The following is a 25,021-nucleotide window of genomic DNA, read 5'->3' as shown; positions in this document are numbered from 1 at the left end:
TTATTCGGTTGGAACTACAGCATTATACAAATCCCTTACGGTAATTAATTTTGCGAATTTAGCATCCTCGATCTGGACGTCGAACTCACTGTCGAGTACCGCTATAAGCGATAGCCTTGAAAGCGAATCCCATGTATCATAATCCCTGAAATTATCATCAAAATTAATTTCCTGGTCTTCCATCTCCAGCGCTTCTTTCAGCGCATCAATAAACTTATCTTCCATATCCGTTTCTATTTAGTTATCGTTCTTTGTTCCCGTGAAAGGGATAGTCGTAGCAACGCCATCAGTATTGATATCGCTCCTCTTTATCACCTTTAGTACTGTTAAATATAGTGTTTTAATGTCTAACCCTAAAGAAATGTGGTCGACATAATAAACGTCCAGTTCAAATTTCTGTTCCCATGAGATCGCATTCCTTCCGTTTACCTGTGCCCAGCCCGTAATTCCCGGTCGCACTTCATGCCTCCTGGCCTGCCTTTCGGTATACAAAGGTAAATATTTAACCAATAGCGGCCTTGGACCTACAATGCTCATGTCGCCTTTAAGCACATTAAGCAGCTGCGGTATCTCATCGAGCGATGTTTTCCTTATAAAACTGCCGGCCTTTGTCATGCGCTGCTCATCAGGAAGCAGGTTACCCTGGCTGTCTTTCTTATCATTCATGGTCTTGAACTTCACGATGCTGAAAACACGTCCGTTTTTGCCCGGACGCTGCTGGAAGAACAGCGGCTTGCCATCGTTAACTATTGCGAGGATAACAAGAAGCACTAAAAATACAGGGCTCAGCAGCAGCACTGCCACAAGGGCAACGATAAAGTCCATTAAGGGTTTGATTACTTTAGCGTACATTACAGGAATCTTTTATAGATCGTTTTCATTTCTTCAAGGCAGTTGTCTAATGCAAATTTAGTTGCTTTTTCGGATGCGGCAACCGACATTTTGGAGTATAGTTCCTTATTATTATATAACTCAATGATACGGCTTACAAAGCCTTCCTGGTCGCCAGGCTGGTAAAGGAACCCGCTAACGCCATCATCTACGAGGTCCGAATGGCCCCTGATATAGGAAGCTACGACCGGCTTTCCGGCATACATCTCTTCTGCCACATTCATTGGCAGGCCTTCCTGCCTGCTCACCGACACACCAATATCCGACATTATTATCAATTCGCCAATATCTTTACGGAAACCCAGAAAGTCTATTTTGGAGTTAACGCCAAGCGCCCCTGCCTGCTCTTCCATCGTTTCTTTCAGTATGCCCCTTCCTGCAAAGATGAATTTAAAATCGCTTATTTTTTCCTGCAGCTTTGCAACCGATTCCAAAATAAATTTATGGTTTTTTCGGGTGATAAACTCTGCAATGTATATTATTAAAAAGACATCATTTGAGTATCCGTTCTTAGCCCTGATAGCAGGCGCATCAGAAAAGCTAAGGCCCTTAAACTTATCCGAATTTATACCTACTCCCGGAACCTTGAATGTTTCGCCATTCTTAAAATTACTGTTTTTTATAAGGGCATAATCCTCTTCGTTGATCGTGATGATACCATCCGTATATTTAGAAAGGTATTTCTCCATCGGGTAATATACCTGCCAGTACATTTTGGGTGACCCCTTGTAAAAATGGAAACCGTGCACTGTATATAAAACCTTAAGCCAGCCTTCTTTCCTGAATTTTTTAGCAGCCAGCCTCGCTACCACCGACCCCATTGCCGTATGGCAGTGGATGAGTGAATAACGCTCTTTGGCAATTATCTTTTTTAGCTGGCGAACGGCTGTAATATTATTTTTAGAAAAAGGGTTCCTGTTTATCGGCAGGTCATATTGCTTGTCTGCTTCGGCTATCCTTGTTTCCGGGTCATTCGCGGCCACATGCACCTCATACCCTTCGCTTTTCAAATAGTTGATATAAGGAAGGTGAAAAGCATTAAAATGCTTATGTATATTGGCAACAAAGAGAACCTTTTTCATTTAAAAAATGCTTTGCAATTCTTTTACTAACTTAGTTCGTTCCTTTTCAAGCCTGATCTGGTAATCAGCGATTTTGCCCAGGTAATGAGTACGCTCTGTTTCCAGTTTCTCCACAAGCTTATTAAGGTTTGCGGCGGTTACCGACTCAATGCCAAGCACATATTCCGGAACATCGATATCTTTCATGATACCATAACTTTTGTTGCCTCCGTAAGCAATGGCTATAGCAGGCGTATGCTCGTTCAGTGCAAAAATAACCGAGTGGAACCTTGTGCCTACAAGGATATCATAGTACGAGTATATTTTTTGCATCTGCTTGCAGTTCAGGTCAAAGTCTTCCAGGTAAATTACCGAGTCCTTTTTAGAGCTGTCTATAGCGTTAAGCACTTCCTTCAGTGCAATCCTGTCATCTTCGTGAGCACTTGGCCCCAGGGTGTGCGCCACAAGGCTTATCCTGTAACCACGGTCAACCTGGTCTGAAATAAATCCTGACAGCTGGTTCAGGTAGGCAGCATACAACTCATCGGCATTGGCATAGCCGTCAAAACGGTAAGGCCTTAATGTTATGGCAATATTCTTTTTCGTTTTATCAAAACCTTTTGATGCCAGGTATTCTTCCATGCTTTCCGAAGAAGACTTAAGGAAGAAGCCAAGGTCCGGATATGTTTTTACATCAAGGTGCAGCTTATCGCTTAAGAATTTCTTAGACACATCTTCCCTAACGGAAATGAAGGACGATTTTGAGATTACTTTCTTCACAAGGTACTTTGCCAGCTTGTTCTTAAGCGGCCCAACCGAGTTAGGGAGTATTATTGTCTTCACCTTGTACCTGTGAGCCAGCATAAGGTCAAATAAGAAATAGTACATTACATAGGCATCATAGATCTTGCCATAGCTATGCAGGAACCCGCCCCCTTTTACGACCAAAGCCGATAACTGCGGGAAAAGGGCCAGTGACTTTTTCTGGTCTTTAGAAAGGCATGCTTTTCCTATCGCATTGAAAAATGAAAAAGGCGAAATAAGCAGCAGGGTTGTAAATAGGTCGAACACTGCGGTAAAGCCCCATTTTATATATACCAGCTTGCTGTAATTGATCTCCTGCGAGGTGTTGCCGCTTTTTACCCTTGGATGCTGTAATATCCTTGGGATAAATTCAAATCCCATATTAAGCGATTGGGCTTTCTGTAGCGTTTTTTCTTTTTCGTTGGCTCCTGATTCATAAAGATATACCTCAAGGTTAGGGAATACATCCTCAAAAACCCTGATCGATTCCCATACTAATGCCTGATCTCCCCTATTCAAATCTGTATTACCGGGAACAACTAATATTTTATTTTTCATTGATGCTTTCTAAGAATTTGTCGTAAAATGCTTTTCTTCTCGAATCTAATATTTCAAAACTGTAATCTTTTGCCGTTTCGAAGTTATGCTTACTCTCCTTTATGAGGGTTTCCTTGTTAAGCATAGCCCTTATTTTAGCTGTAAGATCGGCAACGTTCTTTGGCTCTATGATGAAATCGTTATTGAGCAATTCAGGTATACCACCTGTCCTTGATCCAATCGCGGCACAACCCCTGCTCATTGCTTCAATAAGCCCCCTTGGGAGGCCTTCGCTATCGCTTGGCTGCAGGTAGATGTCTGTTTTTTCGAGTACGTTGAACACCTCTTCATGCGGCAGCTTGCCTGTAAAGTTCACATGGGCTTCCACACCAAGCTCTTTTGCCAGTGCAGCAAGCCTTGCATTATTTCCGCCGCCAACAATGTTGTACATTATATCATAGCCGTCCTTAAGCAGGGCAGGCATTGCCTGCAGCACAAACTGCTGGCCTTTATAAATATCAACAGCGCCTAATGTTGTAAATGTAATCCTGCCTTTAGGGTCGAACTTTTCGTAATAATCAAGCAGCTTATTTGTTTCCGGCAGGTTTTTCAGGATAACATTCGATATGTTGGTCGAGTTATATTTGGTTGGGTACCTGTCCTGAAGGAACTCTTTGGTCACATAGATCACGTACTTAGTATCCTCAATAAGCTTTTTTAATTTTTCCCGGGATGCCGGTGCATACATTTTACCCAGCCTGCTATGGTTGGTAAGCGCATCCCACGGGCACGACACCACCTCTGCAATATAAGGCTTGTTTATCTTCTTCGCATATTTTACAGCAACAGACCCGATCGTGCTCGGGAGCCTTACAACAAGAATGTCGGCTTGATCAACCTGGCGCTCGATCTCTTTTTTACTTTTAAAATAATTTTTGAGGAGCGATGGCCTGTTAAACGGCGTGATCTCATGGATATTCAGGCCAAACTCATTAACGTTCATGAGCTTGGAAGTATCATTTACCTTAAAAACCCGCATCATGAATTCTACATTGTCGCCCAGGTATTGGTATCTGTGATACATATCCTTGTCTGCCATAGACCCAAATTGCACGCCGGAATCGTTTTTCCATCGCGGGCCATCGTGAACAAATAAAACTTTTCTCATTAATGATGTAATAAACTGTCTTTAAATATCTTAAACTGCACTTTGGCATCAAAGTTCTCTGAAGCAAACTTCTGGTATGTGAATTTTTCAGGGTTTTGCTTCACCTCAAGTATCTTTTGCGTTGCGGCCGGTACGTCAGTTGGGCTTACAAGGCTTTTGGTATCATTTTCAGGCATGCATTCCATTATAGGACCTATATCTGAAGCGACAATTGGGAGCCCGGATATCATTGCCTCAATAAGCGCATTCGGCTGCCCCTCGGTAACGGAAGGGAAAAAGAACGCATCGAAAGCTTTCAGGTATTCAGGAATATTGGCTTTGAATCCCAAAAATAAAATACTGTCCCTTATACCCAGCTTTTCGCTATACGGTATAAGCTTGTCCGTGTTATTGCCTATCAATACAAAATAAAAGTCCTTATCGGCTTCCAAAAGCTTTTGGGCAACATCCAGCAGGAAAAAATGATTTTTTGCTTCTGCAAAACGCCCCGTATGCCCTACTATAAATTTATCGCGTGGCAGCTCCAGTTTTTCCCTTAATTCGCTTTTACTTGTTTGGGAATCAGAGAAATTACTAACGCCGACACCATTTCTTATTACTTTAAAACGCGGATCTGCCGGGTATTTGTCCCCAAAAAAGAATTTGAGCCCCGATACCGAATTGGCAAAAATATGCGTGCTGTATTTATAAACAAGCCTATTCAGGAAATTGGTATACGCAACCCTGAACGCTGTCTTTTTAAAATGGTGGCTGCCCTGCCTGTAGAACGTTATCCTCTTTTTAACCCCGGCAAGCTTGCTTAAGAACATTGGCAGGCCCGCAAAGTTAGCATTGAAATCGCATACTACATCAAACCTGTTCTTTTTAAAAAACCTGTAATAGGAAACCATTTTCCCGGGTTCAAAATACCCAAGCGGCATGAATACCAATTTTGCCCCGGTTGCTATATAATCATCATAAAGCTCCCCTTTTGTAGATTTCCTGACAATAACAGTCACATCCATGCTATTGCTGAGATAATTTAAAAATCGCAACAAATAGGTTTCTATCCCCCCGGAATATACAGAGGGTATGAGGAAGCATACTTTGAGTTTATTATTTTCCATCTTGAATTAGGAGGGCCAGCTGGTCGGAACTCATAAATTCTGCATCAGGCCATTTGTTCATAATTTGGTCTAAAAGGTCGTTTAAATACTTAAGGTTCCGATCCCTGTTGCCAGGATCGATAGCCCCTATATAATTAAGCCTGTGGCTAGCTATAATGGCCGGTTTTTTGAAGAAAAAAGCATTCTCGATATCCTTTATGCAATTCCCTACATTATCAAAGCTTTTGGACATTTGCGAAGGCTCAAAAGCACAATTCCGTACCAGGTATACCTGCCCAAGCGCATTTCTTTTACCTGTGTGTACCGATGACAGCTTTACGCCTGCCTTACTTGTATTATCAGGTATCTTTTGGTACCTCATGCTCTGGAAAGCCGTTACCCCGCTATTGTTCAGCGTTTCATTCAATTCCGGCGACCATGTATAATTATTCGCAATAAAGGTTTTCGACCTGAAATGGAATATCGCCTCAAAAAGGTCGAGGCCTTCCTGTATCGACCTTTTGTAGAATGCAACATTTTCAGTATCTACAGAACTATAGGCGGCCTGTATGTTATAAATGTCTTTGCTGTGCAGGTTTTTTGGTACACCCCAAAAGCCCATATTGAAAGCATCTACGAATATTTTATTGTTGCTTCTTAATGTCTCCAGCCATAGCGGCACGTTTAAATGCTCGCGGCCATGATATTGCGGACGGAATATTTTATTGTCCATGCCTTCCTGCCACTTCCCAAAAACATCTTCCTGCGGATAATACTCTTTAAGCGCCGTTGTAAAGGGCTTATAAGAATATTTTGTAAAGCCCGACTCCCTGATCGCGGCAAAGTCAGGGTTTGCAACCACGGTATTGGCTGTAAAAACAGGGTGGTTGCCGTTCTTATCCTTGTATTTAAGCAGTATGCTAAATAACTTATCCAGGTCTTCTGTATTGGCCAATGTATCATACTTGCAATACGGGTTGGATATGATGTTATACCCGGCGTCCTGAAAAGCATCGCGCACCTCTTTATTCGGTATCCTGATGCTTCCCCAGTCATCACTGTCAATAACAACGATTTTCCGGCCCGACTTCCAACCTTTGATATTGGTAAGACTCCTGGATACAGTATTCTTTAAATTATTTAGCATTATGCTGATCACGTTTAGTAATAATGTCCCCCAGCTCTGATGAAGTCATAAATTCAACATCAGGCCATCTTTTTACAATGGCGGTCAACAGCTTGTGCAATTGCTTTAAGCCGTTATCACGGTTTGCTACATCCAGCCCTCCGATGAAATTCACCCTGTGCGAACTGATCACGGCTGGCTTTTTCCATTTGAAAGCCATGGCGATCTCGGCAAGACAGCTGTTTACATCATCTTTCCCTGAACCTGAAGGCTCAAAAAACGCATTACGGGTAATATAAGTCTGCCCATGGCTGTTTTTCTTCCCAATATGCCTCATGTTCTTCCTGGTCTTACCGTCGCCGAGTGGCTCTACCTGTACTTTAGGAGATGACATGTAGATTATACCACCATCTGCGGCAACCTTTTCCAGTTCATTGTTCAGAGGGCCGTTCGGGGGAACGAAGAACTGTGCTTTAAAGCCATGAAGCTTTTCAAACAGCGCAAGGCCGTCTTTCACTATTTCTTTTTGCATTGCAAGGTCAGAAGCAAGCTCCAGGTCAAAAGCTGCCTGGAAACCAATTTTGCCATCTTTCCTGCTATATCCCCATATATTATTATCGAAAGCTACCAGCGCTTCTTTGTCGCCGGACTGCAGCGCCCTTAGCCACGCCTGGATATTAAGGTGTTCCCTGCCGTGGAATTCGGGTGCAAAAATATTCGCATCCCTGCCTTCTTTCCACAAAGGGAATGCATCGGCTTTGTTATAGCGTTCAAGCGTTTTTGTAAACGGCTCGTAATGGTATTTCTGAAAATTATCGGCTTTGATCTTATCAAAATCCGGGTTGGACACAAGGCTTACTGCCGTGATCTTTGCCCCCTTATTATTGCTGTCCTTAACGCTGGAAAGAGTTTCAAACAGCGCAGTAAGATCCTCTTTTGAAGCAAGCGTATCGTATCTGTTATACCTGCCGCCGGCACCTTTATCAACAGATAATCCTGCAGCTGCAACTGCTTTATATGCCTCATTTGAAGACATTCTTATGCTTCCCCAGTCATCAGATTCAATGACCACTATTTTACGGTTTGACCTCCAGCCCGGAAGATTCGAAAAATTTTTAATTAGTTTCGCTAGCATAATATATAAGTTATTTACAAAAATTCACCCATGATCTCCCTTATGGAAATATTTAAGTCGGAGCTTACCCAGCCTATGAACGGCAGCCCTAAAATAAAGACACTTGTCATTACCAAAAGGTCAGCTACAAAAAACACCATTTTAGGTACAAACACCAGAATACATACCCAGTTCAAAAAACGCATGAGCCTCGGGTTATGGGTATCCCTGAACGAAAAAGCCCCCCGGATGGCAAGCAGGCTGACGGCACCTAATATGTACACTACCGCATTGGCCATAGTCCGACTGTAGAAAGCATACGAAAATGCCCCGAAATTTGCCAGGATCGCCATCATCAGGCCCGTTCCAAAGAGCCCTATTTCTACCTGTGTCATTTTCTTTTTGAAATAGCCGGAAAGTATCAGTAAAAATGCAAAAGCATGGCCTCCGTAATATACAGAGTCGGTTTTTCCGTATTTGGCATACCACACCGCATTAGACTCTTCCATACGCTCCATGATCGGGTCGATACCTTCACCTTCGGCATTTTCCCGGTAGTAGGCCCCTACTTTCGTTTCGGCAAGTGAGTTTTCCTTAGCCGCATCCAATATACCTCCCGGATTAAAGCTGGTAAAGAATGAAATAATATATACCGCGATAATCACCTTGGCAGGTATCTTCCTGATATAAAGCGCCGCAAATGCCGGCAACGCAATAACAAAATAGGCAAAGTGGATCAGAGGTGCACAGCACATGAGCAGCACATATTTTTTTTGCCTTGTCTGATGGTACCCTAATACCCCGTTGAACAGCACCCACATTCCCGTCCATGTCCTAACAGTCTGAAAGCTCGTAACGCTCCTGTGGATGATGAACAGTATAACTATTAACAGTAATGACAATGTTAATTTCCGCCCTTTTTCCCAAACCAGGATCTTGGACATCGCTGTAACATAGAAGTAGCCATATATAAATCCAACAATAGGGAAAAACACGTCGTGCATCCCTAATATGCTGCTGGAAAAAAAGGCAAGCACGTGTACATAAACGTCGTTGGGCGAGCCCGGCAACGGATTGAACGTTATAATGTGCTCTAACCTCAAAAAGAATTCAGAAAAGGACATATTATCATAACTATTCAACAGCTGGTAGTAAACCGCCGCATCAGATCCTTCACCGTATTTTAGCAGTGAACCGTAGATAGTTATGAAAAGGATAAGGACCAGCTTCTTATGTTTCCACTCCAAATGCTTCACTGCACTGAACAGCGCAATGGCCGGGGAAACAAAAAGCAGTAATATCGCGAAACCTTTTGACTGATTTTCTCTCATTAATTTTTTATATACCTATTTGCCCAAAGCAAATTTCACTATGTAAATTAAGTTCTTCCTGATGAGGCTAAACCTTTTAACAGGCTTCTTTAAAGCATAATCGTATACTGCGTTGTATTTAGTGACGATACCGCCGGTCCCGAAAAACTCCGTAAACAGGTCGAGTGTATCTTTTTTTGCCGCCTCATATTTTGCTTTATCCTGTATCAGTTCCTCTATATTAGACAGGTTCTTATCCACATGCTTTGTTTCAGCTTTATTCCTTTCAGAGAAATTAGTACTGAACAGCTCATCAAAGTTCTCCTTGTTCACCAGCATTGGATAATTAGCATTCTCAACCGGTGTAAGTGAAGGGATACCAAGTGATGTGGCCTCCATGAAGCTCCTGCCGGTACCTACAACAAAATCTGCCAGGTATAAAAAGTCGGAGCCTTTTGCAGCCCGTTCATCTGTAATGAATTTCACAGGGAGTTTCCTGTCAACTGCTTCTTTTGTAAGGGCTTCAAACCTTGTCTTATTCTGTATACGCCCGATTACAATAAATTCCACCGGGTATCTTTTAGCCAGCTCCTCTATTAGGTTGTAGGAGTCAAGAAGTGTTTTTTCATAGGCACCTCCAAGCCTGCTTACCCTTACAAAAGTTATTTTGTTTGGATCTTTTTGCTCCACCCTCTGGCTTTCATCGAGAAAATCCAGTTTTCTTACCCTGTTCGGGATAATAAAAATGTCTTTATTGTCGTAATTTTTATTCTTAATAAACCATTCCTGGTTTTCTTTACTAAATACAACAATGGCATCCGCATGCTGGTAATTGCCCTGTAGCGGGTTCCTTCCGCCGCATTTATTTAGTACCACAGGGTATTTTGAAAGGGCCGATATCGGGAGAATCCTGTTTAGGGAATGTGTATCGAAACAATGTACCACGTCAGGAGTGAAAGTTTTTACAAAGCTCTTTAATTCAGCGTTCAGCGTAAATAAACTCTTTAGCCCTTTGCCTACCTTGATGTGCTTTGCAAAATTAGGATTGCTTAGTATAACAGGGCTTGAGGAAGAACCTAATGTAACGATCTTTACATTATGCTCTCTGGCCATTTCTATGCTTACCTGGTTAAGGGAATTATAATGCCCTCCAACCCCATTGCCGCCATCGTTCGATATTAAAAATAATATATTCATGTTATATGATTCTTTGTTCTATTTCCAGATCAACATTAAAACGCTCCCTTACTTTTGACTGCACATGTTTGATAACACTAATGATATCCTCTCCTGTGGCATGGTCTACATTTATAATGAAGCCGCCGTGCTTTTTAGAAACTTCGGCTCCACCAATACGGTATCCCTTCAGCTGGAGCTCATCGATCATAGGGCCCACATAATGTCCCGGCGGCCTTTTGAAGACACTACCTGCGTTCGGGTATTCTTTAGGCTGTTTAGCCCAGCGTGCCTCCTTAACCGTCTCCATTTTATTCTTAATATCTTCGGCATTTCCGGGCTGCAACTGGAGCCATACTTTTAGCACGACCTGGTTGGTCTCGCGCTGAAAAAGGCTGTTCCTGTATTCATAGCCAATATCCGCCTTATAGATTTCTTTTACCTGCATATCGGTAAGGTCAAGGTACCTTACTTTTACAAGGATATCTTTTATTTCTTCCCCGCTGGCGCCGGCATTCATAACCACTGCGCCGCCCAAAGAACTTGGTATATCATAAAATATCTCTACACCCGACAGCGAATGTTTAAGCGCAAATTCGGTAAGCTTTAATGTGCTAGCCCCTGCCTCGCATACCACCACGTTGCCTTCTTCCAGTGTTATAGAAGCATAGCTTTCGCCAACAATTATAAAATCTTCCTCATAACGATCTTTAGAAAATATTATATTGTAGCCACCACCTATGATCACTTTGTTCTCAAGGCCGGAATCTTTAAATATTTCTATAAAATCAGCTTCATTTTTAGGAAAAAAAGCCCTGTTGCATATTGCTTTTATCTTGTAGCTGTTATAATTAGTCAGGTCGAAATTGTTCTCTATCTTCACTGTATTCTGTTTAAATTATTTTTTTCCGATTCTTGCTTCAAAATCAGACTTAACCTTTTCAAAGAACTGAATATCATCTTTCAGTTCGGCCTCTAAAAGGATGCGGGTATCGGGGTTCATTTTCGGGGGGCGCACTTCTTCCCGGAACATGTTCAGTATCCTTCTTCCCGCCCTGTCCATTCCTAATTTCTGGAGGAATGCGGATAACAATACCATCGAATGCTTTGTTGGTATCTTGGCAGGGTTCCTTGGCAATTTTGAAAAGTTCAGTTCTTCAACATCATTTATTTTTGATACGCCTAAAAACTCCAGTACAACATTTATCGAAGCCTTGGTGTCTTTAGTAAGTGAGTCAAAATCTAAAATAAGCAGGTTCTTATCCGGCACTACCCCAACGATATCCTTAAATTGCTTGGCATACCTGCTGCGCTCTAAAAACGAGTAGTGCTTAAAGTTGTGATACGATTTATTTATCTTTTCCGGCTCTTTTTTTAAGGCTTTCTCAAAATTCCTGTATTCCCTTCCCATCCCGTACTGGTGCCAGTATAGCGAGTAGGTACGTTCTATCGGGTGCCTGAGCACGAAGATGAGCTTCATATCCGGGTTGTGCTCCAGGATCTTCTTTACGCTGCCGGGGTTAAAATTAACGTCGGCCGAAGTCTGCCCTATAACAGTGCCTTCTTTTTTATCCTTAAGCGCTTTTTCAAAAAGGCTCAAATACCAGTCCTTACCACGCTTGAATATCCTGTCATCATCAAAATATGCATGATCCATATTCCGGTCAATAATAATTACATCCGGATGGTTTAAAAGCAGGTTGTTCAAAAAAGTCGTGCCGCTTTTCATAGCGCCACCAAGTATAAAATCTGGAACCATAATATCTATTTTATTATTGCAGGAATACCTATTGCTGTCGAGTTATCTGGCACGTCTTTCAGCACTACCGAAAATGCGCCTATCCTGGAATTTTCACCAACAGTTACACCGCCGATTATCTGTGCAGCACTGAATATCTTTACATTAGATTTAATGTGCGGATAGGCTTTCGTGTCGGCGCCTTTACTGCCAAGGGTAACATTCTGCCATATCATCACATTGTCGTCTATCACCGACCCGACACCAATAACGATGCCCAATGGGTGCGGGAATTTTATATTCCTGCCAATTTTGGCCTGATAGGAAATATCGCAGGAATATTTTATCAGCTGCTTTTTCTTCAGATACATAATAATTATATTGGTGAGGATGTTCCTCCTCTTCGACAGGTAATGCCCGATCCTGTAATTAAGGATCAGCCTGAAGGGCATATTGAACCAGAAGCTCAGCAGCTTCCTGTGAAGCCCTTTTTCGCTATAATTATTTAGATCCTGGGAAATAAGTTTGAATATACTCACAGCTAATCAGTTACGTTATCCGTTATACCAGTTCAAGTTTTTTTCCGCCCAGCGCCTGTATCTTTTCAGACAGGTTCTCGTAACCCCTGTAGATCTGCCAGTCTTCTTCGATAGTCACTACCTCGTCAGAAGTCATACCTGCCAATAGCAGCGCGATACCTGCCCTAAGGTCTAATGCCCTTACAGTCCCGCCTTTTATTGGGTTACCACCATTGATTACAAGCATATCTCCGGATACATAAGAATCAACGCCAAGTTTAGCAAGTTCTTCTGCATACGCATACCTGCCCGGGAAACGAAGGTCGACAATTTTAGATTCGCCCCTTGACATAGCACCGTATACAGCAAAAAGCGGCTGCATATCAGAGTTGATGCCCGGGTAAGGTCCTGTACTGATCTCTATTGGGTAAGCCGTTCCGCCTTTTACGATAAGGCTTGTATCACCTTTGTAAAACTTCATTCCGCTTTCCCTAAGGTATACCAATGGCACTTCAAGGTGTTCGTACGGGAAGTTCTCTATTTCTACTTCGCCATTTGTAATTACTGATCCGATAGCCCACGTAAGCGCTTCCATGTTATCAGGGATAACTGCGTGCTTAGCACCTGATAGGTAATCAACGCCTTCGATCTCGATAGACCTTTGCCCGAATACCCTGATCTTAGCGCCCATTTTATTAAGCATATCAATAAGGTCCATGATTTCAGGCCTGATATGCGGGTTGAATAATGTAGTTTTTCCTGATGCCAAAGAAGCAGCGATGATTGTATTTTCTGTAGCACCGGTAGAGCGCATCGGCAAATGGATCTCTGCCCCGCTCAGCCTTCCTGTTTTAGCTTTCGCACACAGGTAATCTCCTTCTTCCCATACTTCTGCCCCAAGCTTTTCCAGGAGCATTACGTGCAGGTCATATTTCCTTTCGCCCAGCTTACAGCCACCCGGCAGCGGAACTTTACCTTCGCCATACCTTGATGTCAGGGCACCCAGGATCAAAAGGGTATTCCTTATCGATCTTTCATCCCATATAAGCTGTGTCTTTATCGCTTCGGCGCCTTTACCTATAGCTACTGTATCATCTACACTTACGATAGTTTTGCCCAACGCTTCAAGCATTTTCAAATGCACCTGCACATCAAGCAGCCCATTAGGGAAGTTGGTCAAAAATAGTGTATCTTCTGTCAGGAGCGATGCCGCCAACAGACGCAGGGAACTGTTTTTTGCCCCACTAACCTTTACAAGGCCGTTTAATCTCGTTTTAGATATAGAAAGTGCCATAATAGAATAGATTATCGTTTAAATTTGGAAATTTTCTCTTTTACAGTTTTTAAATTATTGAATACAACAGTAAGGCTTTCATGCTTGATAAGGTGCAAAAATAAGCCATTACATATTACAAACCCTGCCGCATAGAGCCATGCATTTATATCTTCGCGGAACAAGTGGTAAAACAACAGGAATACACCGAAAACCACATTTGGCAGCAATAATTCCTTTACCTGCTTCACAAAGCTTATCTGGAATTTCGAGTCCATTACATAAGCATAGATAAAGAATACCAGGGTTGCCACTGTTATAACGGCATACGCAAAATTCACAATACCGAAAAAGTAGCCGAATATCATGGGCGCCAGCTTTAGCACCCTTTGTATCAGGCCAAGCTTAAACCTTAGTTTGGAAAATCCTTTGGCAAGCACCGCCTGTGCCATCATACCGGTTTGCGGCGTTGTAAGCGTGGAGAACAGCAATATCTGGAAGAATACTATACTCGGCGCCCATTTCTGGCCCAGCATCCCGATGATGATCTGGTGCGACAAAAAGTAAATCGGCCCTACCAGCATTACGGTAAGCCCGGTAATTACATTGAATATCTTATGGTATATCTGCTTGAATGCCTGAAAATCATCCTGAAGGGCACTCAGCGCAGGAAACATTACCTTCCGAAGGCTGTTTGTCGTATAGGTATCGATCTGTGCCCTTAACGAATCTGCCCTTGAGTAAAAACCAAGGATAGACGGCGAAAAGAACTTACCCACAAATATGGTATCAATCCTGTTAAAGATCTGGCGCAACACGCCGTCAAGGAAAATATAGCTTGAATACCCTAACAGCGACTTTACTTCTACCATTGAGAATTCCAGCTTTGGCCTCCAGCCTGTAGAAAACCATAACAGCACCGTAGAGGTACTTATCGTTGTGATCTGCTGAACAACAAGGCTGTATACCCCAAGGCCGCTGTAAGCAGCTACTACCCCGGCAATACCGCCTACTACAGTAGCAGATATACTCCTTATCGTGAGGCTACGGAAATCCATCCGTTTACTCAGTATCGTCGATTGTACCCTGCCCAGTGCAGCAATTATAGGTATGAGTGCAAGGTAATACAGAATAAACTTTATTTCCGGCTCATTATAAAAGTCGCTTACATAAGGCGCGACCAGGACTATAATTAAAGACAACAGGGCGCTGATACCTAAATTGACATAAAAAATAGATGAGTACGCAATATCCTTTGTGTTTTGCTGCTGTATAAGCCCGCTCGTAAAGCCAACATCGATAAAAACCTCGGTTATGCCAATGAAAACCATCGCCATCCCGATAATACCAAACTCCGCCGGGGTAAGGAGCCTGGCCAGGATAATAGATATAAATATACCTGCAAACTGCCTTAACACAGACCCTGTAAGATCCCATATCAGGCTCTTCTTGGTTTGGTTTACTATTTTTTTACTCAACTTTCTGCGTATTCAATATTATTCAATCGTATTCTTTTTGGAATGCTTATGCAACAATCATCCCCGCGGCAACTGTTTCGTTAGTGCCTTCATCTATAAGTATAATGCTTCCCGTATTACGGTTATCGCGGTACGGATCCAGCATTACATTTTGTGCCGCACGCACGGTAACGCGGGCAATATCATTCATTGCAAGGTTCTTATCCTCATTGTTACGCTCATAGGTATTGATGTCTACCTTATAAACAACATTCTTTATAATAGCGCGCTGCTCGTTAGAGGTATGCACCAGCGTATATTTTGCTCCCGGCCTTGCAGGCTGGTTGTTCAGCCAGCACAGCATCACGTCGAATTCCTGCTTCATTTCCGGCTGATTGTTCTTCTTAACGATCATATTGCCACGGCTGATGTCGATATCATCTTCAAGCGTCATGGCAACCGACATTGGCGCATAGGCTTCTTCTACCTCTGTTTCGCCGGCATTAATCGATTTTATTTTCGATGTAAACCCTGAAGGCAGCACAACGATCTCATCCCCTACACGGTAGATACCGCTTGATATCCTTCCGGCATAGCCTCTGTAGTCTATAAAGCCTTCGCGCTGCGGGCGCAATACGGTCTGCACTGCAAAACGCGCATCTATTTTATTGATATCACTGCTGATGTGAAGCGTTTCCAATACATTAAGCAATGGCGAGCCTTCGTACCAGTCCATTGATGTAGAGCGGTTCACTACATTATCGCCGTTCAGGGCGCTGATCGGGATAAAGCGAACGTCCTTGACATATAGTTTCGAAGAGAATTCCTCGAACTGCGTAAGGATATCGTTGTATACTTTTTCTGAGAAATCAACAAGGTCCATTTTGTTGATGCAAACAATAATATGCGGGATCTGCAGCAGGGAAGCAATGTAAGCATGCCTCTTGGTCTGCTCGATAACACCGTGGCGCGCATCGATCAGGATGATCGCAGCGTTGGCCGTAGATGCACCCGTAACCATATTCCTTGTATACTGGATATGCCCGGGAGTATCTGCTATGATGAATTTCCTTTTTGGCGTAGTGAAATAGCGGTATGCCACATCGATGGTGATGCCCTGCTCACGTTCGTCCCTCAGCCCGTCTGTAAACAATGCAAGATCTACCCCTTCATGGCCTTTTCTTTTGCTGGTCGCTTCGATCGCTTCAAGCTGGTCTTCAAAAATAGATTTGGAATCGTATAGCAAGCGGCCTATTAGCGTACTCTTTCCGTCGTCTACGCTTCCTGCTGTGGTAAATCGTAATAGCTGGTTATTATCTATCTGCATTTTATTAATTCGTTTAATTGTCTTTGCCTTATGCGGCTATATAAGTTAAAAGAATAAAAAGATTGTATCTGTTTATTGTACCTGAAGGGAATACTAAAAGTATCCTTCCCTTTTCCTGTCTTCCATTGAGGACTCCGAACGCTTGTCGTCCGAACGGTTACCCCTTTCGGTATGGCGCATCGTAGATACTTCTTCCACGATCTTTTCCAGCGTATCCGCATCCGACTCGATACCGCCCGTGATGGTGATATCGCCCAGTGTCCTGAAACGTATCTGTTTTGTGATGATCTCTTCTTTCGGCTCCAGTATAAGGAACTCCGAGTTCGGGATCCATGAATCGTTACGCCAAACCACTTCGCGCTGGTGCGCTAAATATAAAGACGGGATCGCTATGTTTTCCCTTTTTATGTAGTTCCATACGTCCATTTCCGTCCAGTTGCTGATTGGGAATGCCCTGAAATGCTCGCCCTGGAAATGTTTGCCGTTAAGCAGGTTCCAAAGTTCCGGGCGCTGGTTTTTAGGGTCCCATTGTCCAAACTCGTCCCTGTGTGAGAAGAAACGTTCTTTGGCACGTGCTTTTTCCTCATCGCGCCTGCCGCCGCCTATAGCACAATCTATTTTGTTCGATTCAATCGCATCAAGCAAAGTAGTAATCTGTAGTGCATTACGGGTTGCGTTCTTTCCACGCTCTTCGGCAACCCTTCCTTTGTCTATCGCTTCCTGTACAGAACCAACAAGCAGGTTTACGCCAAGCTCCTTAACAAGGTCATCGCGAAACTGCATGGTCTCAGGGAAGTTATGGCCTGTGTCTATATGCAAAAGTGCAAAAGGTATTTTTGCAGGATAAAAAGCTTTTTTAGCCAGGTGCGTTACTAATATAGAATCCTTTCCGCCCGAAAACAGGATAACCGGATTCTGGAATTGTGCCCACACTTCCCGAAGTATATAAATAGCTTCGGATTCTAATTCATCTAAATAATTTAAATAATATTTGCTCATTGCTTTAAAGTCCTAATTTATACTTTACAAATGTAACTACTTTTTTTACTGCTTCTTCAATACTTTCCTTTTCAGTTTCAATCAAAACATCAGGGTTAGCGGGTTTTTCATAAGGAGCATCGATACCTGTGAAATTCTTTATCTCGCCGGCACGGGCTTTTTTGTACAAGCCTTTTACATCCCTGCGCTCACATTCCTCCAGGCTGGTATCGACAAATATCTCGATAAAGTCGCTTTCGCCAATGATCTCTTTTACCAGCTGCCTGTCTTTGTGCAGTGGTGAAACAAAAGCGCCAACGGTTACTATCCCTGCATCTACAAACAGTTTTGCCACTTCGGCAATACGCCTCAGGTTCTCATGTCTGTCTTCTTCGCTAAAGCCCAGCCCTTTGTTGATGCCGCAACGGATGTTGTCACCATCAAGCGTATAAGTGCTTATGCCTTCTTCGAAAAGCGTCTCTTCTACCCTGTTGGCTATTGTAGATTTTCCGGAGCCGGAAAGCCCGGTAAACCACAACACATATGATTTATGCCCGTTTTTTTGGTTCCGGTTTTCACGGGAAACAATGTAATCGTGTTTTACTATATTATTCATAAGCACTTGCTTCTTCTTCCGTCTTTTTTGGCAAACCGTATTTAACCTTATACCACACGCGCTCGTGGATATAATACAATATCATTTTAGTGGCTACTTCAGAGAATCCTATCTTAAGCCCCGTCATAGGGTCGCCCGAAATTATCCAGGCCAATATCATAGTATCTATTGTGCCCACCATCCTCCAGGTAACTGTTTTGGCCAAATGGCGCTTGCGGCTTTCCCTCAGCACCTTATCTTTTGAAAGGTTGATCTTGTACCACACCCTCTCGTGAAGGTAATACAGGAGCATTTTTGTAGCGACTTCAGAGAATCCCACTTTAAGGCCTATCATTGGGTCGCCCGATATGAACCAGCTTACCAGCATGGTATCTATCGAGCCGACAAGGCGCCAGGATATGGCTTTAAGGATATGCCTCTTATGGGAATTATCACGCATGGGATACCAGGAAATAAGGATTCAATAAATTCTCTTTATTATATACCATAGCTTTCTTGGTACCGTTGTCTATAACCAATACGCCTACTGCATTACAGATGGCCTGCCCGGCAGCGGTATCCCACTCCATAGTGGGTGCGAAACGCGGGTACACATCGGCATTCCCTTCTGCCACAAGGCAAAACTTCAATGAGCTTCCTTTAGAAACTATTTCAATTTCCTTGTCGGTCGTTTCTTTAAGTGAGTCTACAAATTCCTGTGTATCCGCACTCATGTGCGAGCGGCTGCCCACAACACGCATTGCCGTTTCGCTGGCAGCGGGTTTGATAGCTTTGGCGTTAGCCAAAACATCTTCAATATTTACGTCGTGTGAATCAAGCTGAACCTTAAAGGAATTTTGCGATGCGATGTCGCCATAATATACCGTTTTTACAGCAGGTACATAAATAACGCCAAACTGCGGTACACCATTGGTGACTAACGCAATATTTACAGTAAATTCACCGTTTTTCTTTATGAATTCCTTAGTACCGTCAAGAGGGTCAACAATCCAGCAGGAAGTCCAGCCTTTGCGCTCATCGTACGGAAGCTGCTTGTTCTCCTCGCTTATCACGGGTATCCCGGTAGTAACCAGATACTCCATGATCACCGCGTTCGCTGCCTGGTCGGCTTCGGTTAATGGTGAGGCATCTTCTTTATAATCTACTGCGAAATCTTTTTCATAGATTTCCATGATCGCTTTTCCTGCCACAATACTGGCTTCTATTGCTGTCTTGTAATTTTGGTTCATTTATTATGTTTATATAAGTACTAAAAATTACTGCATTTTATTTACCAGTAAATGAATTCGATAGGCCGACTATTGGTTATAATAAGATTTGTACCAAGTAACGAATTCTCTTACTCCTTCGGCAATATCCGTATCCGGGCTGTAATCAAAGTCGTTTTTCAAAGCCTCAACATCCGCCCATGTTTTTTCAACATCGCCGGGCTGCATCGGCAAATATTCTTTTTGGGCTGTTTTGCCTGTGCTTTTTTCTATTTCAGAGATGAAATCCAGCAGTTTTACCGGCTTGCTGTTGCCAATGTTGTACACTTTGTACAATGGTTCCTGCTGCTCGTCAAAAAGGGTGGCAACGATACCTTCAACGATATCGTCGATATAAGTAAAGTCACGTGACAGGTTTCCGTCGTTAAATACCTTAATAGGCTTGTCGTTCAATATCGCATCGGTAAACAGGAACATTGCCATGTCCGGCCTGCCCCATGGGCCATATACCGTAAAGAAACGAAGGCCTGTAGTTTTGATGCCGAACAGGTGGCTGTAGGTATGCGCCATAAGCTCGTTGCTCTTTTTTGTGGCGGCATACAGGCTTATAGGGTGGTCTACATTATCGTCGGTTGAGAACGGTATCTTATCGTTCAGCCCATATACGCTGGAGCTGCTCGCGTAAACAAGCTTTTTCACATTGTAGTTCCTGCAAGCTTCAAGAATGTTCATGAAGCCCAGGATATTACTGTCAATATAAGTAAAAGGTTTTTCAAGGCTGAACCTTACACCCGCCTGTGCAGCAAGGTTGCAGATGATATCGAAGTTTTGTGTTTCGAAGAGATTGTATAAATTATCCCTTTCTTCAAGCCCCATTTTTATGAATTGGAACCTATCATTAAATATTTCGCCCGTAAGCAGTACATTGTCAGCAGGAGTGCCGGAAATACCCAGTTCTCTAAGCCTTCCGAGTTTCAGGTTGATGTCATAGTAATCATTGATATTATCAAGGCCCACTACGTCATGGCCCATTGCCAATAGCCTTTGGCTAAGATGATATCCTATAAAACCTGCCGCTCCCGTAACTAATATTTTCATGATTATGAATAATTTATATTATGTATAAATTCAACAACTGTATAGCTTATCAAATTCAGTTTAAAAGGTACCGGGAAATCTTTTTTACCCGGATACCGGTGTATTGTATTTTATAGTCAGCATCACACCTATCGACTCCACTTTCAGCCTGATTGTGTTTTTATTCACTTCTTCTACCAGGCCAAAATGATTTTTAAAAGGGCCCTCTTTTATTTCAAAAAGGTCGCCCTTTTGGATATTCTCTACTTCAACGTCCGTAACATCCGCGTGAAGCCATTTTTTTATTTCTTCAATTTCCTCGTCCCTTACCAGTGCGGGCCTGCCCAGCCAAAAAAGATACCTTACAACACCTTTGGCATTAAAGACATCATTTTTCCTCTTTTCATCTATGTTTACAAACACATAAGAGGTAAACAGAGGCGTTTCAACTTTTTTCTTCCTGTCAGACCATTGCCTGACTGTTGAAATAAGCGGGCAATATACTTCGATGCCCATTGCGGCAAGTTCCTGGGAAACTTTTTTTTCGGCCTTCGGTTTTGTATATATAACGTGCCACGGCATCTTTCTTTTTCTTTAATTAATCCGCTTCCTCATGGCTTCGCCCCGTCAGTCACAATTAACAATTGCCTAACATGGTATACATTATTATTACATCCCCGGATTTATTAATTAGTAGGCTTTACCTACACCTGTAAAAATAAATCCTATTTCCTTCAGCTCTTTACCATTAAGAACGTTCCTTCCGTCGAATACGAAAGCCGGCTTCTTCATGTTGTCATAAATCTTTTGCCAGTCATATCCTTTAAACTCATCCCACTCTGTCAAAACAGCAATGGCATGGGTACCGCGGCACGCCTCGTAAGGGTCCTGGTATACCGTAACTCCTGCTTTGTTCTCCTCCGGCTTCCTTGTAGCAAGGTAGTCAAGGTCCCTGAAAATTGTAGTTTCTTCTACTTTAGGGTCAAAAACAGCGATATTAGCCTGCTCGTGCAGCAGGTCGTCAGCAACATAAATTGCAGCCGATTCGCGGGTATCGTTAGTGTCTTTTTTGAAAGCCCACCCCAGGAAGGTGATCTTTTTACCCGACACGGTGTTGTATAGTGTTTTTACAATATTGGCAGCAAAACGCCTTTTCTGGTGGTCGTTCATTATAATTACCTGTTCCCAGTAATCCGCTACTTCATCAAGTCCGTATGATTTTGCGATATAAACCAGGTTAAGGATGTCTTTCTGGAAACATGAGCCACCAAATCCTACCGATGATTTAAGGAATTTCGGGCCGATACGGCTGTCCATACCAATAGCACGTGCTACCTCATTTACATCGGCGCCGGTTTTTTCACAAAGCTCTGACATTGCGTTTATTGAAGAAACACGCTGTGCCAGGAATGCATTAGCCGTAAGCTTGGAAAGCTCAGACGACCAAACATTCGTAGTAAGGATGCGTTCTTTCGGGATCCAGTTGGCATACACATCAACAAGCGCATTGATAGCCGCCTGCCCTTCAGCATCGGTATCACCGCCAATAAGTACCCTGTCCGGGTTCAGCAAATCTTCTACTGCCGTTCCTTCTGCAAGGAATTCGGGGTTAGAAAGTATCTGGAATTTCACGCCGTTACCGGTGCTGTCCAAAATATTTTTCACTGCCTCTGCAGTACGCACAGGAAGTGTCGATTTTTCAACAACAATCTTATCATCTTTTGCTACTGCAGCTATCTGCCTTGCACAAAGCTCGATATATTTAAGGTCAGCCGCTTTACCTTTGCCAAGCCCGTAGGTTTTGGTAGGCGTGTTAACCGAAATAAAAATCATTTGCGCTTCATCTATCGCTTTTTCAACATCTGTTGAGAAGAAAAGGTTCCTGCCCCTTGCAGACAATACGATCTGGTCAAGTCCGGGTTCGTAAACAGGAAGGTTGTCAGTATTCTCATCGTTCCACGCAGCTATCCTCTCAGCATTAAGGTCGACAATAGTAACTTTAATGTCCGGGCATTTGTGTGCGATAACAGCCATTGTAGGGCCTCCAACATAACCAGCCCCTATGCAGCAAATATTTGTTATTTTCATCGTATATATCTACAGAGTTGTTAAAAATCAAGTATAATAAAATTAGTTGAGCCTACGCTTAAAGCTTTCCGTCTGCTTTAGCCCCCAGTATGCCTTTTACATCATAAACAATGCTGTTGGCTGCTTTTACCTGCGCAAAATCCAGGTTTTTAAACTCATTGTGGGCAACACCGAGCACTACAGCATCAAACTGGCTGTTTGGCATTTCCCTAACAGTTTCAAGGCCGTACTCGTGCTTCACCTCTGCCGGGTTGGCCCATGGGTCGAATATCGTGATATTGATGCCGTAATCCTTAAGTGCTTTTATAACATCTACGATCTTAGTATTGCGCACATCAGGACAGTTTTCCTTGAATGTGATACCGAGCATCAAAAGGTTTGAGTTGTTGATGGTGATGTTTCTTTTGATCATCAGCTTAACAACCTGCGATGCCACATACTCTCCCATGCTGTCATTAAGCCTTCTTCCTGCCAGGATAATCTCAGGGTGGTAGCCCATTTCCTGTGCTTTCTGGGCAAGGTAATAAGGGTCTACACCAATACAGTGGCCACCAACAAGTCCCGGCCTGAACGGAAGGAAATTCCATTTTGTGCCCGCAGCTTCCAGTACGGCATTGGTATCGATATCCATGCAATTAAATATTTTGGCCAGTTCGTTTACGAAAGCGATGTTGATATCCCTTTGCGAGTTCTCTATTACTTTTGCCGCTTCGGCCACCTTAATGGTCGGGGCAAGGTGCGTACCGGCAGTAATTACCGATTTATAAAGTTCATTTACTTTCTGGCCGATTTCAGGCGTAGAACCTGCAGTCACCTTTAGTATTTTCTCTACAGTGTGCTCTTTATCTCCCGGGTTAATCCTTTCCGGCGAATAGCCTGCAAAGAAATCCTCATTGAATTTAAGGCCGCTTATCTTCTCAAGCACAGGAACACATTCTTCTTCTGTAACGCCCGGATAAACGGTTGACTCGTAAATTACGATATCGCCTTTCTTAAGTACTTTCCCAACGGTTTCGCTGGATTTGTACAATGGCGTAAGGTCCGGCCTGTTATTTTTATCTACCGGTGTAGGAACTGTAACGACAAAATAATTGCAGTCTTTAATATCATTAAGATTTGTAGAGCAGTACAAGCCGGCTTCTGACGAAGGGCTGCTTACAAGCACGGCACGAAGGATGTCGTCCTCTACTTCAAGCGTACTGTCTGTTCCCGAATTTAGCTCGTCTACGCGTGACTGGTTAATATCAAAACCAATTACTGAATATTTTGTGGCAAATAATCTTGCCAAAGGCAATCCTACGTATCCTAATCCTATAACTGCAATTTTCATGCGATAAAAATTAACTTTATAATTAGTTTTTCAGGTTTTCCCAATACCACCCTACAGCCTCTTTAAGGCCCTGCTGCAGTGAAAATTTGGGATCGTATCCTAGTGTATTTTTTGCTTTGTCGATGCTTGCAAGTGAATGCGGGATATCGCCTGCCCTGTTCGGGCCATAGATAACCTCTACGTTCGCTATTTCCGGATCGTATTCCGAAAGGTATTGCTTCAGGTAACCGATAAGGTCATTAAGCGTATTCCTGTCGCCATAAGCCGTATTGTAAACTGTGTTTACAGCATCAGGATTTTCGGTAGTCATAGCAAGCTCGTTCATCAAGACTACGTTATCTATGTAGGTAAAATCCCTTGAATAGTTGCCATCGCCATTTATAACCGGGCTTTCATGCTTCATGAACTGCATTACGAATTTCGGTATTACGGCTGCATAAGCCCCGTTAGGGTCCTGCCTCCTGCCAAATACGTTGAAATAACGCAGGCCGATGGTTTGAATGCCATAGGTCTTGCTGAAAATTTCGGCATAAAGCTCGTTTACATATTTTGTAATGGCATACGGCGAAAGCGGCTTACCTATTTTGTCCTCTACTTTAGGCAGTGATTCAGAATCGCCGTATGTAGAAGAGCTGGCAGCATAAATGAAGCGCTTAACGCCTGCATCCCTTGCTGCGATAAGCATGTTCAGGAATCCGCTTACGTTAACGTCGTTGCTTGTATATGGGTCTTTGATAGAGCGGGGCACCGATCCCAGCGCCGCCTGGTGAAGTACATAATCTGCCGATTCTACCGCCTTCTGACAGTCGTCAAAATTTCTTATATCGCCTTCTATAAGAGTAAAATCAGGATTATCAAAATGGTGTGCAATATTTTTTTTGTGGCCGGTAGCAAAGTTATCAAGGCAAACTACTTTATAGCCTTTATTGATAAAATGGTCGCATAGATTGGAACCGATAAATCCTGCGCCGCCGGTAATAAGAACTTTTTTTTGTAATTCCTGCTGCATTAATTGGTTGGTTTTGGCTAAATAATCGCCGTTGGTTTGGAATGCAAATATAATCACTAATATTTTAACATAGTATTATTTTATATTTACTTCTTTTCTTTTTTTAATAATTCAATAATATAACGCCACA

The 25,021-nt window shown here is 42.9% G+C and carries 25 protein-coding genes; all 25 read right to left on the bottom strand.

Annotation, left to right across the window (positions count from 1 at the left end):
- The 25 genes from HYN59_RS08370 to HYN59_RS08250 all read right to left on the bottom strand — a co-directional run bounded on the left by HYN59_RS08370 (position 1) and on the right by HYN59_RS08250 (position 24,891).
- Positions 1 to 225 (bottom strand): acyl carrier protein, encoded by a 225-nt coding sequence (locus tag HYN59_RS08370; RefSeq protein ID WP_108777840.1) that lies wholly within the window; start codon positions 223 to 225, stop codon positions 1 to 3.
- A gap of 12 nt (positions 226 to 237) precedes the next feature.
- Positions 238 to 852: a sugar transferase gene (locus tag HYN59_RS08365; RefSeq protein ID WP_108777839.1), complete on the bottom strand. Its 615-nt coding sequence runs from the start codon at positions 850 to 852 to the stop codon at positions 238 to 240.
- Positions 852 to 1,973: a glycosyltransferase family 4 protein gene (locus HYN59_RS08360; protein ID WP_108777838.1), complete on the bottom strand. Its 1,122-nt coding sequence runs from the start codon at positions 1,971 to 1,973 to the stop codon at positions 852 to 854. Before HYN59_RS08360 ends, HYN59_RS08365 begins: the two co-directional genes overlap by 1 nt.
- Entirely contained in the window at positions 1,974 to 3,314 is a 1,341-nt protein-coding gene (locus tag HYN59_RS08355) for a polysaccharide pyruvyl transferase family protein (protein ID WP_108777837.1), read from the bottom strand.
- Positions 3,304 to 4,461, bottom strand: a complete 1,158-nt coding sequence (locus HYN59_RS08350) for a glycosyltransferase family 4 protein (RefSeq protein ID WP_108777836.1) — start codon at positions 4,459 to 4,461, stop codon at positions 3,304 to 3,306. The genes HYN59_RS08355 and HYN59_RS08350 overlap by 11 nt, the downstream gene beginning before the upstream one ends.
- Positions 4,461 to 5,567 (bottom strand): glycosyltransferase, encoded by a 1,107-nt coding sequence (locus HYN59_RS08345; RefSeq protein ID WP_108777835.1) that lies wholly within the window; start codon positions 5,565 to 5,567, stop codon positions 4,461 to 4,463. Before HYN59_RS08345 ends, HYN59_RS08350 begins: the two co-directional genes overlap by 1 nt.
- Positions 5,557 to 6,693 carry a hypothetical protein gene (locus HYN59_RS08340; RefSeq protein WP_108777834.1) on the bottom strand — a complete coding sequence of 379 codons (1,137 nt, stop codon included), beginning with the start codon at positions 6,691 to 6,693 and terminating at the stop codon, positions 5,557 to 5,559. Before HYN59_RS08340 ends, HYN59_RS08345 begins: the two co-directional genes overlap by 11 nt.
- Positions 6,683 to 7,807 (bottom strand): polysaccharide deacetylase family protein, encoded by a 1,125-nt coding sequence (locus tag HYN59_RS08335; RefSeq protein ID WP_108777833.1) that lies wholly within the window; start codon positions 7,805 to 7,807, stop codon positions 6,683 to 6,685. The genes HYN59_RS08340 and HYN59_RS08335 overlap by 11 nt, the downstream gene beginning before the upstream one ends.
- 14 nt (positions 7,808 to 7,821) lie before the next feature.
- Positions 7,822 to 9,117, bottom strand: coding sequence for an EpsG family protein (locus tag HYN59_RS08330; RefSeq protein WP_108777832.1), 1,296 nt, complete (start codon positions 9,115 to 9,117; stop codon positions 7,822 to 7,824).
- A 15-nt stretch (positions 9,118 to 9,132) separates the two neighbouring features.
- A complete protein-coding gene (locus tag HYN59_RS08325; protein WP_108777831.1) occupies positions 9,133 to 10,293 on the bottom strand; it encodes a glycosyltransferase family protein in 1,161 nt (386 codons plus the stop codon).
- A gap of 1 nt (position 10,294) precedes the next feature.
- Positions 10,295 to 11,155 carry a UDP-N-acetylmuramate dehydrogenase gene (gene murB, locus HYN59_RS08320; protein ID WP_108777830.1) on the bottom strand — a complete coding sequence of 287 codons (861 nt, stop codon included), beginning with the start codon at positions 11,153 to 11,155 and terminating at the stop codon, positions 10,295 to 10,297.
- A 15-nt stretch (positions 11,156 to 11,170) separates the two neighbouring features.
- Positions 11,171 to 12,031: a sulfotransferase family protein gene (locus HYN59_RS08315; protein ID WP_108777829.1), complete on the bottom strand. Its 861-nt coding sequence runs from the start codon at positions 12,029 to 12,031 to the stop codon at positions 11,171 to 11,173.
- A 5-nt stretch (positions 12,032 to 12,036) separates the two neighbouring features.
- Positions 12,037 to 12,549, bottom strand: a complete 513-nt coding sequence (locus HYN59_RS08310; RefSeq protein ID WP_108777828.1) for a serine O-acetyltransferase — start codon at positions 12,547 to 12,549, stop codon at positions 12,037 to 12,039.
- A gap of 22 nt (positions 12,550 to 12,571) precedes the next feature.
- The gene (locus tag HYN59_RS08305; RefSeq protein ID WP_108777827.1) at positions 12,572 to 13,822 is read right to left on the bottom strand and encodes a UDP-N-acetylglucosamine 1-carboxyvinyltransferase; all 1,251 of its coding nucleotides are present in this window, start codon (positions 13,820 to 13,822) and stop codon (positions 12,572 to 12,574) included.
- 11 nt (positions 13,823 to 13,833) lie between these two features.
- The gene (locus tag HYN59_RS08300; protein WP_181369535.1) at positions 13,834 to 15,279 is read right to left on the bottom strand and encodes a lipopolysaccharide biosynthesis protein; all 1,446 of its coding nucleotides are present in this window, start codon (positions 15,277 to 15,279) and stop codon (positions 13,834 to 13,836) included.
- A gap of 46 nt (positions 15,280 to 15,325) precedes the next feature.
- Complete coding sequence (locus HYN59_RS08295; RefSeq protein WP_108777825.1) at positions 15,326 to 16,585, bottom strand: sulfate adenylyltransferase subunit 1; 1,260 nt, start codon at positions 16,583 to 16,585, stop codon at positions 15,326 to 15,328.
- A 93-nt stretch (positions 16,586 to 16,678) separates the two neighbouring features.
- On the bottom strand, positions 16,679 to 17,584 hold the full coding sequence (cysD, locus tag HYN59_RS08290; RefSeq protein WP_108777824.1) for a sulfate adenylyltransferase subunit CysD: 906 nt from the start codon (positions 17,582 to 17,584) through the stop codon (positions 16,679 to 16,681).
- 4 nt (positions 17,585 to 17,588) lie between these two features.
- Positions 17,589 to 18,179, bottom strand: coding sequence for an adenylyl-sulfate kinase (gene cysC / locus HYN59_RS08285; protein ID WP_108777823.1), 591 nt, complete (start codon positions 18,177 to 18,179; stop codon positions 17,589 to 17,591).
- The gene (locus tag HYN59_RS08280; protein WP_108777822.1) at positions 18,172 to 18,618 is read right to left on the bottom strand and encodes a DUF2061 domain-containing protein; all 447 of its coding nucleotides are present in this window, start codon (positions 18,616 to 18,618) and stop codon (positions 18,172 to 18,174) included. Before HYN59_RS08280 ends, cysC begins: the two co-directional genes overlap by 8 nt.
- Positions 18,611 to 19,408: a 3'(2'),5'-bisphosphate nucleotidase CysQ gene (cysQ, locus tag HYN59_RS08275; RefSeq protein WP_108777821.1), complete on the bottom strand. Its 798-nt coding sequence runs from the start codon at positions 19,406 to 19,408 to the stop codon at positions 18,611 to 18,613. The genes HYN59_RS08280 and cysQ overlap by 8 nt, the downstream gene beginning before the upstream one ends.
- A gap of 69 nt (positions 19,409 to 19,477) precedes the next feature.
- Positions 19,478 to 20,485, bottom strand: a complete 1,008-nt coding sequence (locus tag HYN59_RS08270) for an NAD-dependent epimerase (RefSeq protein WP_108777820.1) — start codon at positions 20,483 to 20,485, stop codon at positions 19,478 to 19,480.
- A gap of 84 nt (positions 20,486 to 20,569) precedes the next feature.
- Positions 20,570 to 21,046: a UpxY family transcription antiterminator gene (locus HYN59_RS08265; protein ID WP_108777819.1), complete on the bottom strand. Its 477-nt coding sequence runs from the start codon at positions 21,044 to 21,046 to the stop codon at positions 20,570 to 20,572.
- A 108-nt stretch (positions 21,047 to 21,154) separates the two neighbouring features.
- The gene (locus HYN59_RS08260; protein WP_108777818.1) at positions 21,155 to 22,552 is read right to left on the bottom strand and encodes a UDP-glucose 6-dehydrogenase; all 1,398 of its coding nucleotides are present in this window, start codon (positions 22,550 to 22,552) and stop codon (positions 21,155 to 21,157) included.
- A gap of 58 nt (positions 22,553 to 22,610) precedes the next feature.
- Positions 22,611 to 23,882, bottom strand: a complete 1,272-nt coding sequence (locus HYN59_RS08255; protein WP_108777817.1) for a nucleotide sugar dehydrogenase — start codon at positions 23,880 to 23,882, stop codon at positions 22,611 to 22,613.
- Positions 23,883 to 23,904: 22 nt separating this feature from the next.
- Positions 23,905 to 24,891 (bottom strand): SDR family oxidoreductase, encoded by a 987-nt coding sequence (locus tag HYN59_RS08250; RefSeq protein ID WP_108777816.1) that lies wholly within the window; start codon positions 24,889 to 24,891, stop codon positions 23,905 to 23,907.
- Positions 24,892 to 25,021: the final 130 nt, after the last annotated feature.

Source organism: Flavobacterium album, assembly GCF_003096035.1.
GTDB classification, from domain to species: Bacteria; Bacteroidota; Bacteroidia; order Flavobacteriales; family Flavobacteriaceae; genus Flavobacterium; species Flavobacterium album.
Note: the sequence above shows the minus strand (reverse complement) of the source record. Positions and strands in the feature narration are given on the sequence as shown.

What these genes read in the sequence shown, in the direction of transcription:
- cysD (WP_108777824.1), bottom strand. Translation starts at nt 17,584, where the DNA reads ATGAGCAAATATTATTTAAATTATTTAGATGAATTAGAATCCGAAGCT.
- HYN59_RS08280 (WP_108777822.1), bottom strand. Translation starts at nt 18,618, where the DNA reads ATGCGTGATAATTCCCATAAGAGGCATATCCTTAAAGCCATATCCTGG.
- HYN59_RS08330 (WP_108777832.1), bottom strand. Translation starts at nt 9,117, where the DNA reads ATGAGAGAAAATCAGTCAAAAGGTTTCGCGATATTACTGCTTTTTGTT.
- HYN59_RS08350 (WP_108777836.1), bottom strand. Translation starts at nt 4,461, where the DNA reads ATGAGAAAAGTTTTATTTGTTCACGATGGCCCGCGATGGAAAAACGAT.
- HYN59_RS08325 (WP_108777831.1), bottom strand. Translation starts at nt 10,293, where the DNA reads ATGAATATATTATTTTTAATATCGAACGATGGCGGCAATGGGGTTGGA.
- HYN59_RS08360 (WP_108777838.1), bottom strand. Translation starts at nt 1,973, where the DNA reads ATGAAAAAGGTTCTCTTTGTTGCCAATATACATAAGCATTTTAATGCT.
- HYN59_RS08340 (WP_108777834.1), bottom strand. Translation starts at nt 6,693, where the DNA reads ATGCTAAATAATTTAAAGAATACTGTATCCAGGAGTCTTACCAATATC.
- cysC (WP_108777823.1), bottom strand. Translation starts at nt 18,179, where the DNA reads ATGAATAATATAGTAAAACACGATTACATTGTTTCCCGTGAAAACCGG.
- HYN59_RS08270 (WP_108777820.1), bottom strand. Translation starts at nt 20,485, where the DNA reads ATGAAAATATTAGTTACGGGAGCGGCAGGTTTTATAGGATATCATCTT.
- HYN59_RS08355 (WP_108777837.1), bottom strand. Translation starts at nt 3,314, where the DNA reads ATGAAAAATAAAATATTAGTTGTTCCCGGTAATACAGATTTGAATAGG.
- HYN59_RS08260 (WP_108777818.1), bottom strand. Translation starts at nt 22,552, where the DNA reads ATGAAAATAACAAATATTTGCTGCATAGGGGCTGGTTATGTTGGAGGC.
- HYN59_RS08315 (WP_108777829.1), bottom strand. Translation starts at nt 12,031, where the DNA reads ATGGTTCCAGATTTTATACTTGGTGGCGCTATGAAAAGCGGCACGACT.
- cysQ (WP_108777821.1), bottom strand. Translation starts at nt 19,408, where the DNA reads ATGAACCAAAATTACAAGACAGCAATAGAAGCCAGTATTGTGGCAGGA.
- HYN59_RS08295 (WP_108777825.1), bottom strand. Translation starts at nt 16,585, where the DNA reads ATGCAGATAGATAATAACCAGCTATTACGATTTACCACAGCAGGAAGC.
- HYN59_RS08265 (WP_108777819.1), bottom strand. Translation starts at nt 21,046, where the DNA reads ATGCCGTGGCACGTTATATATACAAAACCGAAGGCCGAAAAAAAAGTT.
- HYN59_RS08250 (WP_108777816.1), bottom strand. Translation starts at nt 24,891, where the DNA reads ATGCAGCAGGAATTACAAAAAAAAGTTCTTATTACCGGCGGCGCAGGA.
- HYN59_RS08255 (WP_108777817.1), bottom strand. Translation starts at nt 23,882, where the DNA reads ATGAAAATTGCAGTTATAGGATTAGGATACGTAGGATTGCCTTTGGCA.
- HYN59_RS08365 (WP_108777839.1), bottom strand. Translation starts at nt 852, where the DNA reads ATGTACGCTAAAGTAATCAAACCCTTAATGGACTTTATCGTTGCCCTT.
- HYN59_RS08335 (WP_108777833.1), bottom strand. Translation starts at nt 7,807, where the DNA reads ATGCTAGCGAAACTAATTAAAAATTTTTCGAATCTTCCGGGCTGGAGG.
- HYN59_RS08370 (WP_108777840.1), bottom strand. Translation starts at nt 225, where the DNA reads ATGGAAGATAAGTTTATTGATGCGCTGAAAGAAGCGCTGGAGATGGAA.
- HYN59_RS08345 (WP_108777835.1), bottom strand. Translation starts at nt 5,567, where the DNA reads ATGGAAAATAATAAACTCAAAGTATGCTTCCTCATACCCTCTGTATAT.
- HYN59_RS08305 (WP_108777827.1), bottom strand. Translation starts at nt 13,822, where the DNA reads ATGGCACTTTCTATATCTAAAACGAGATTAAACGGCCTTGTAAAGGTT.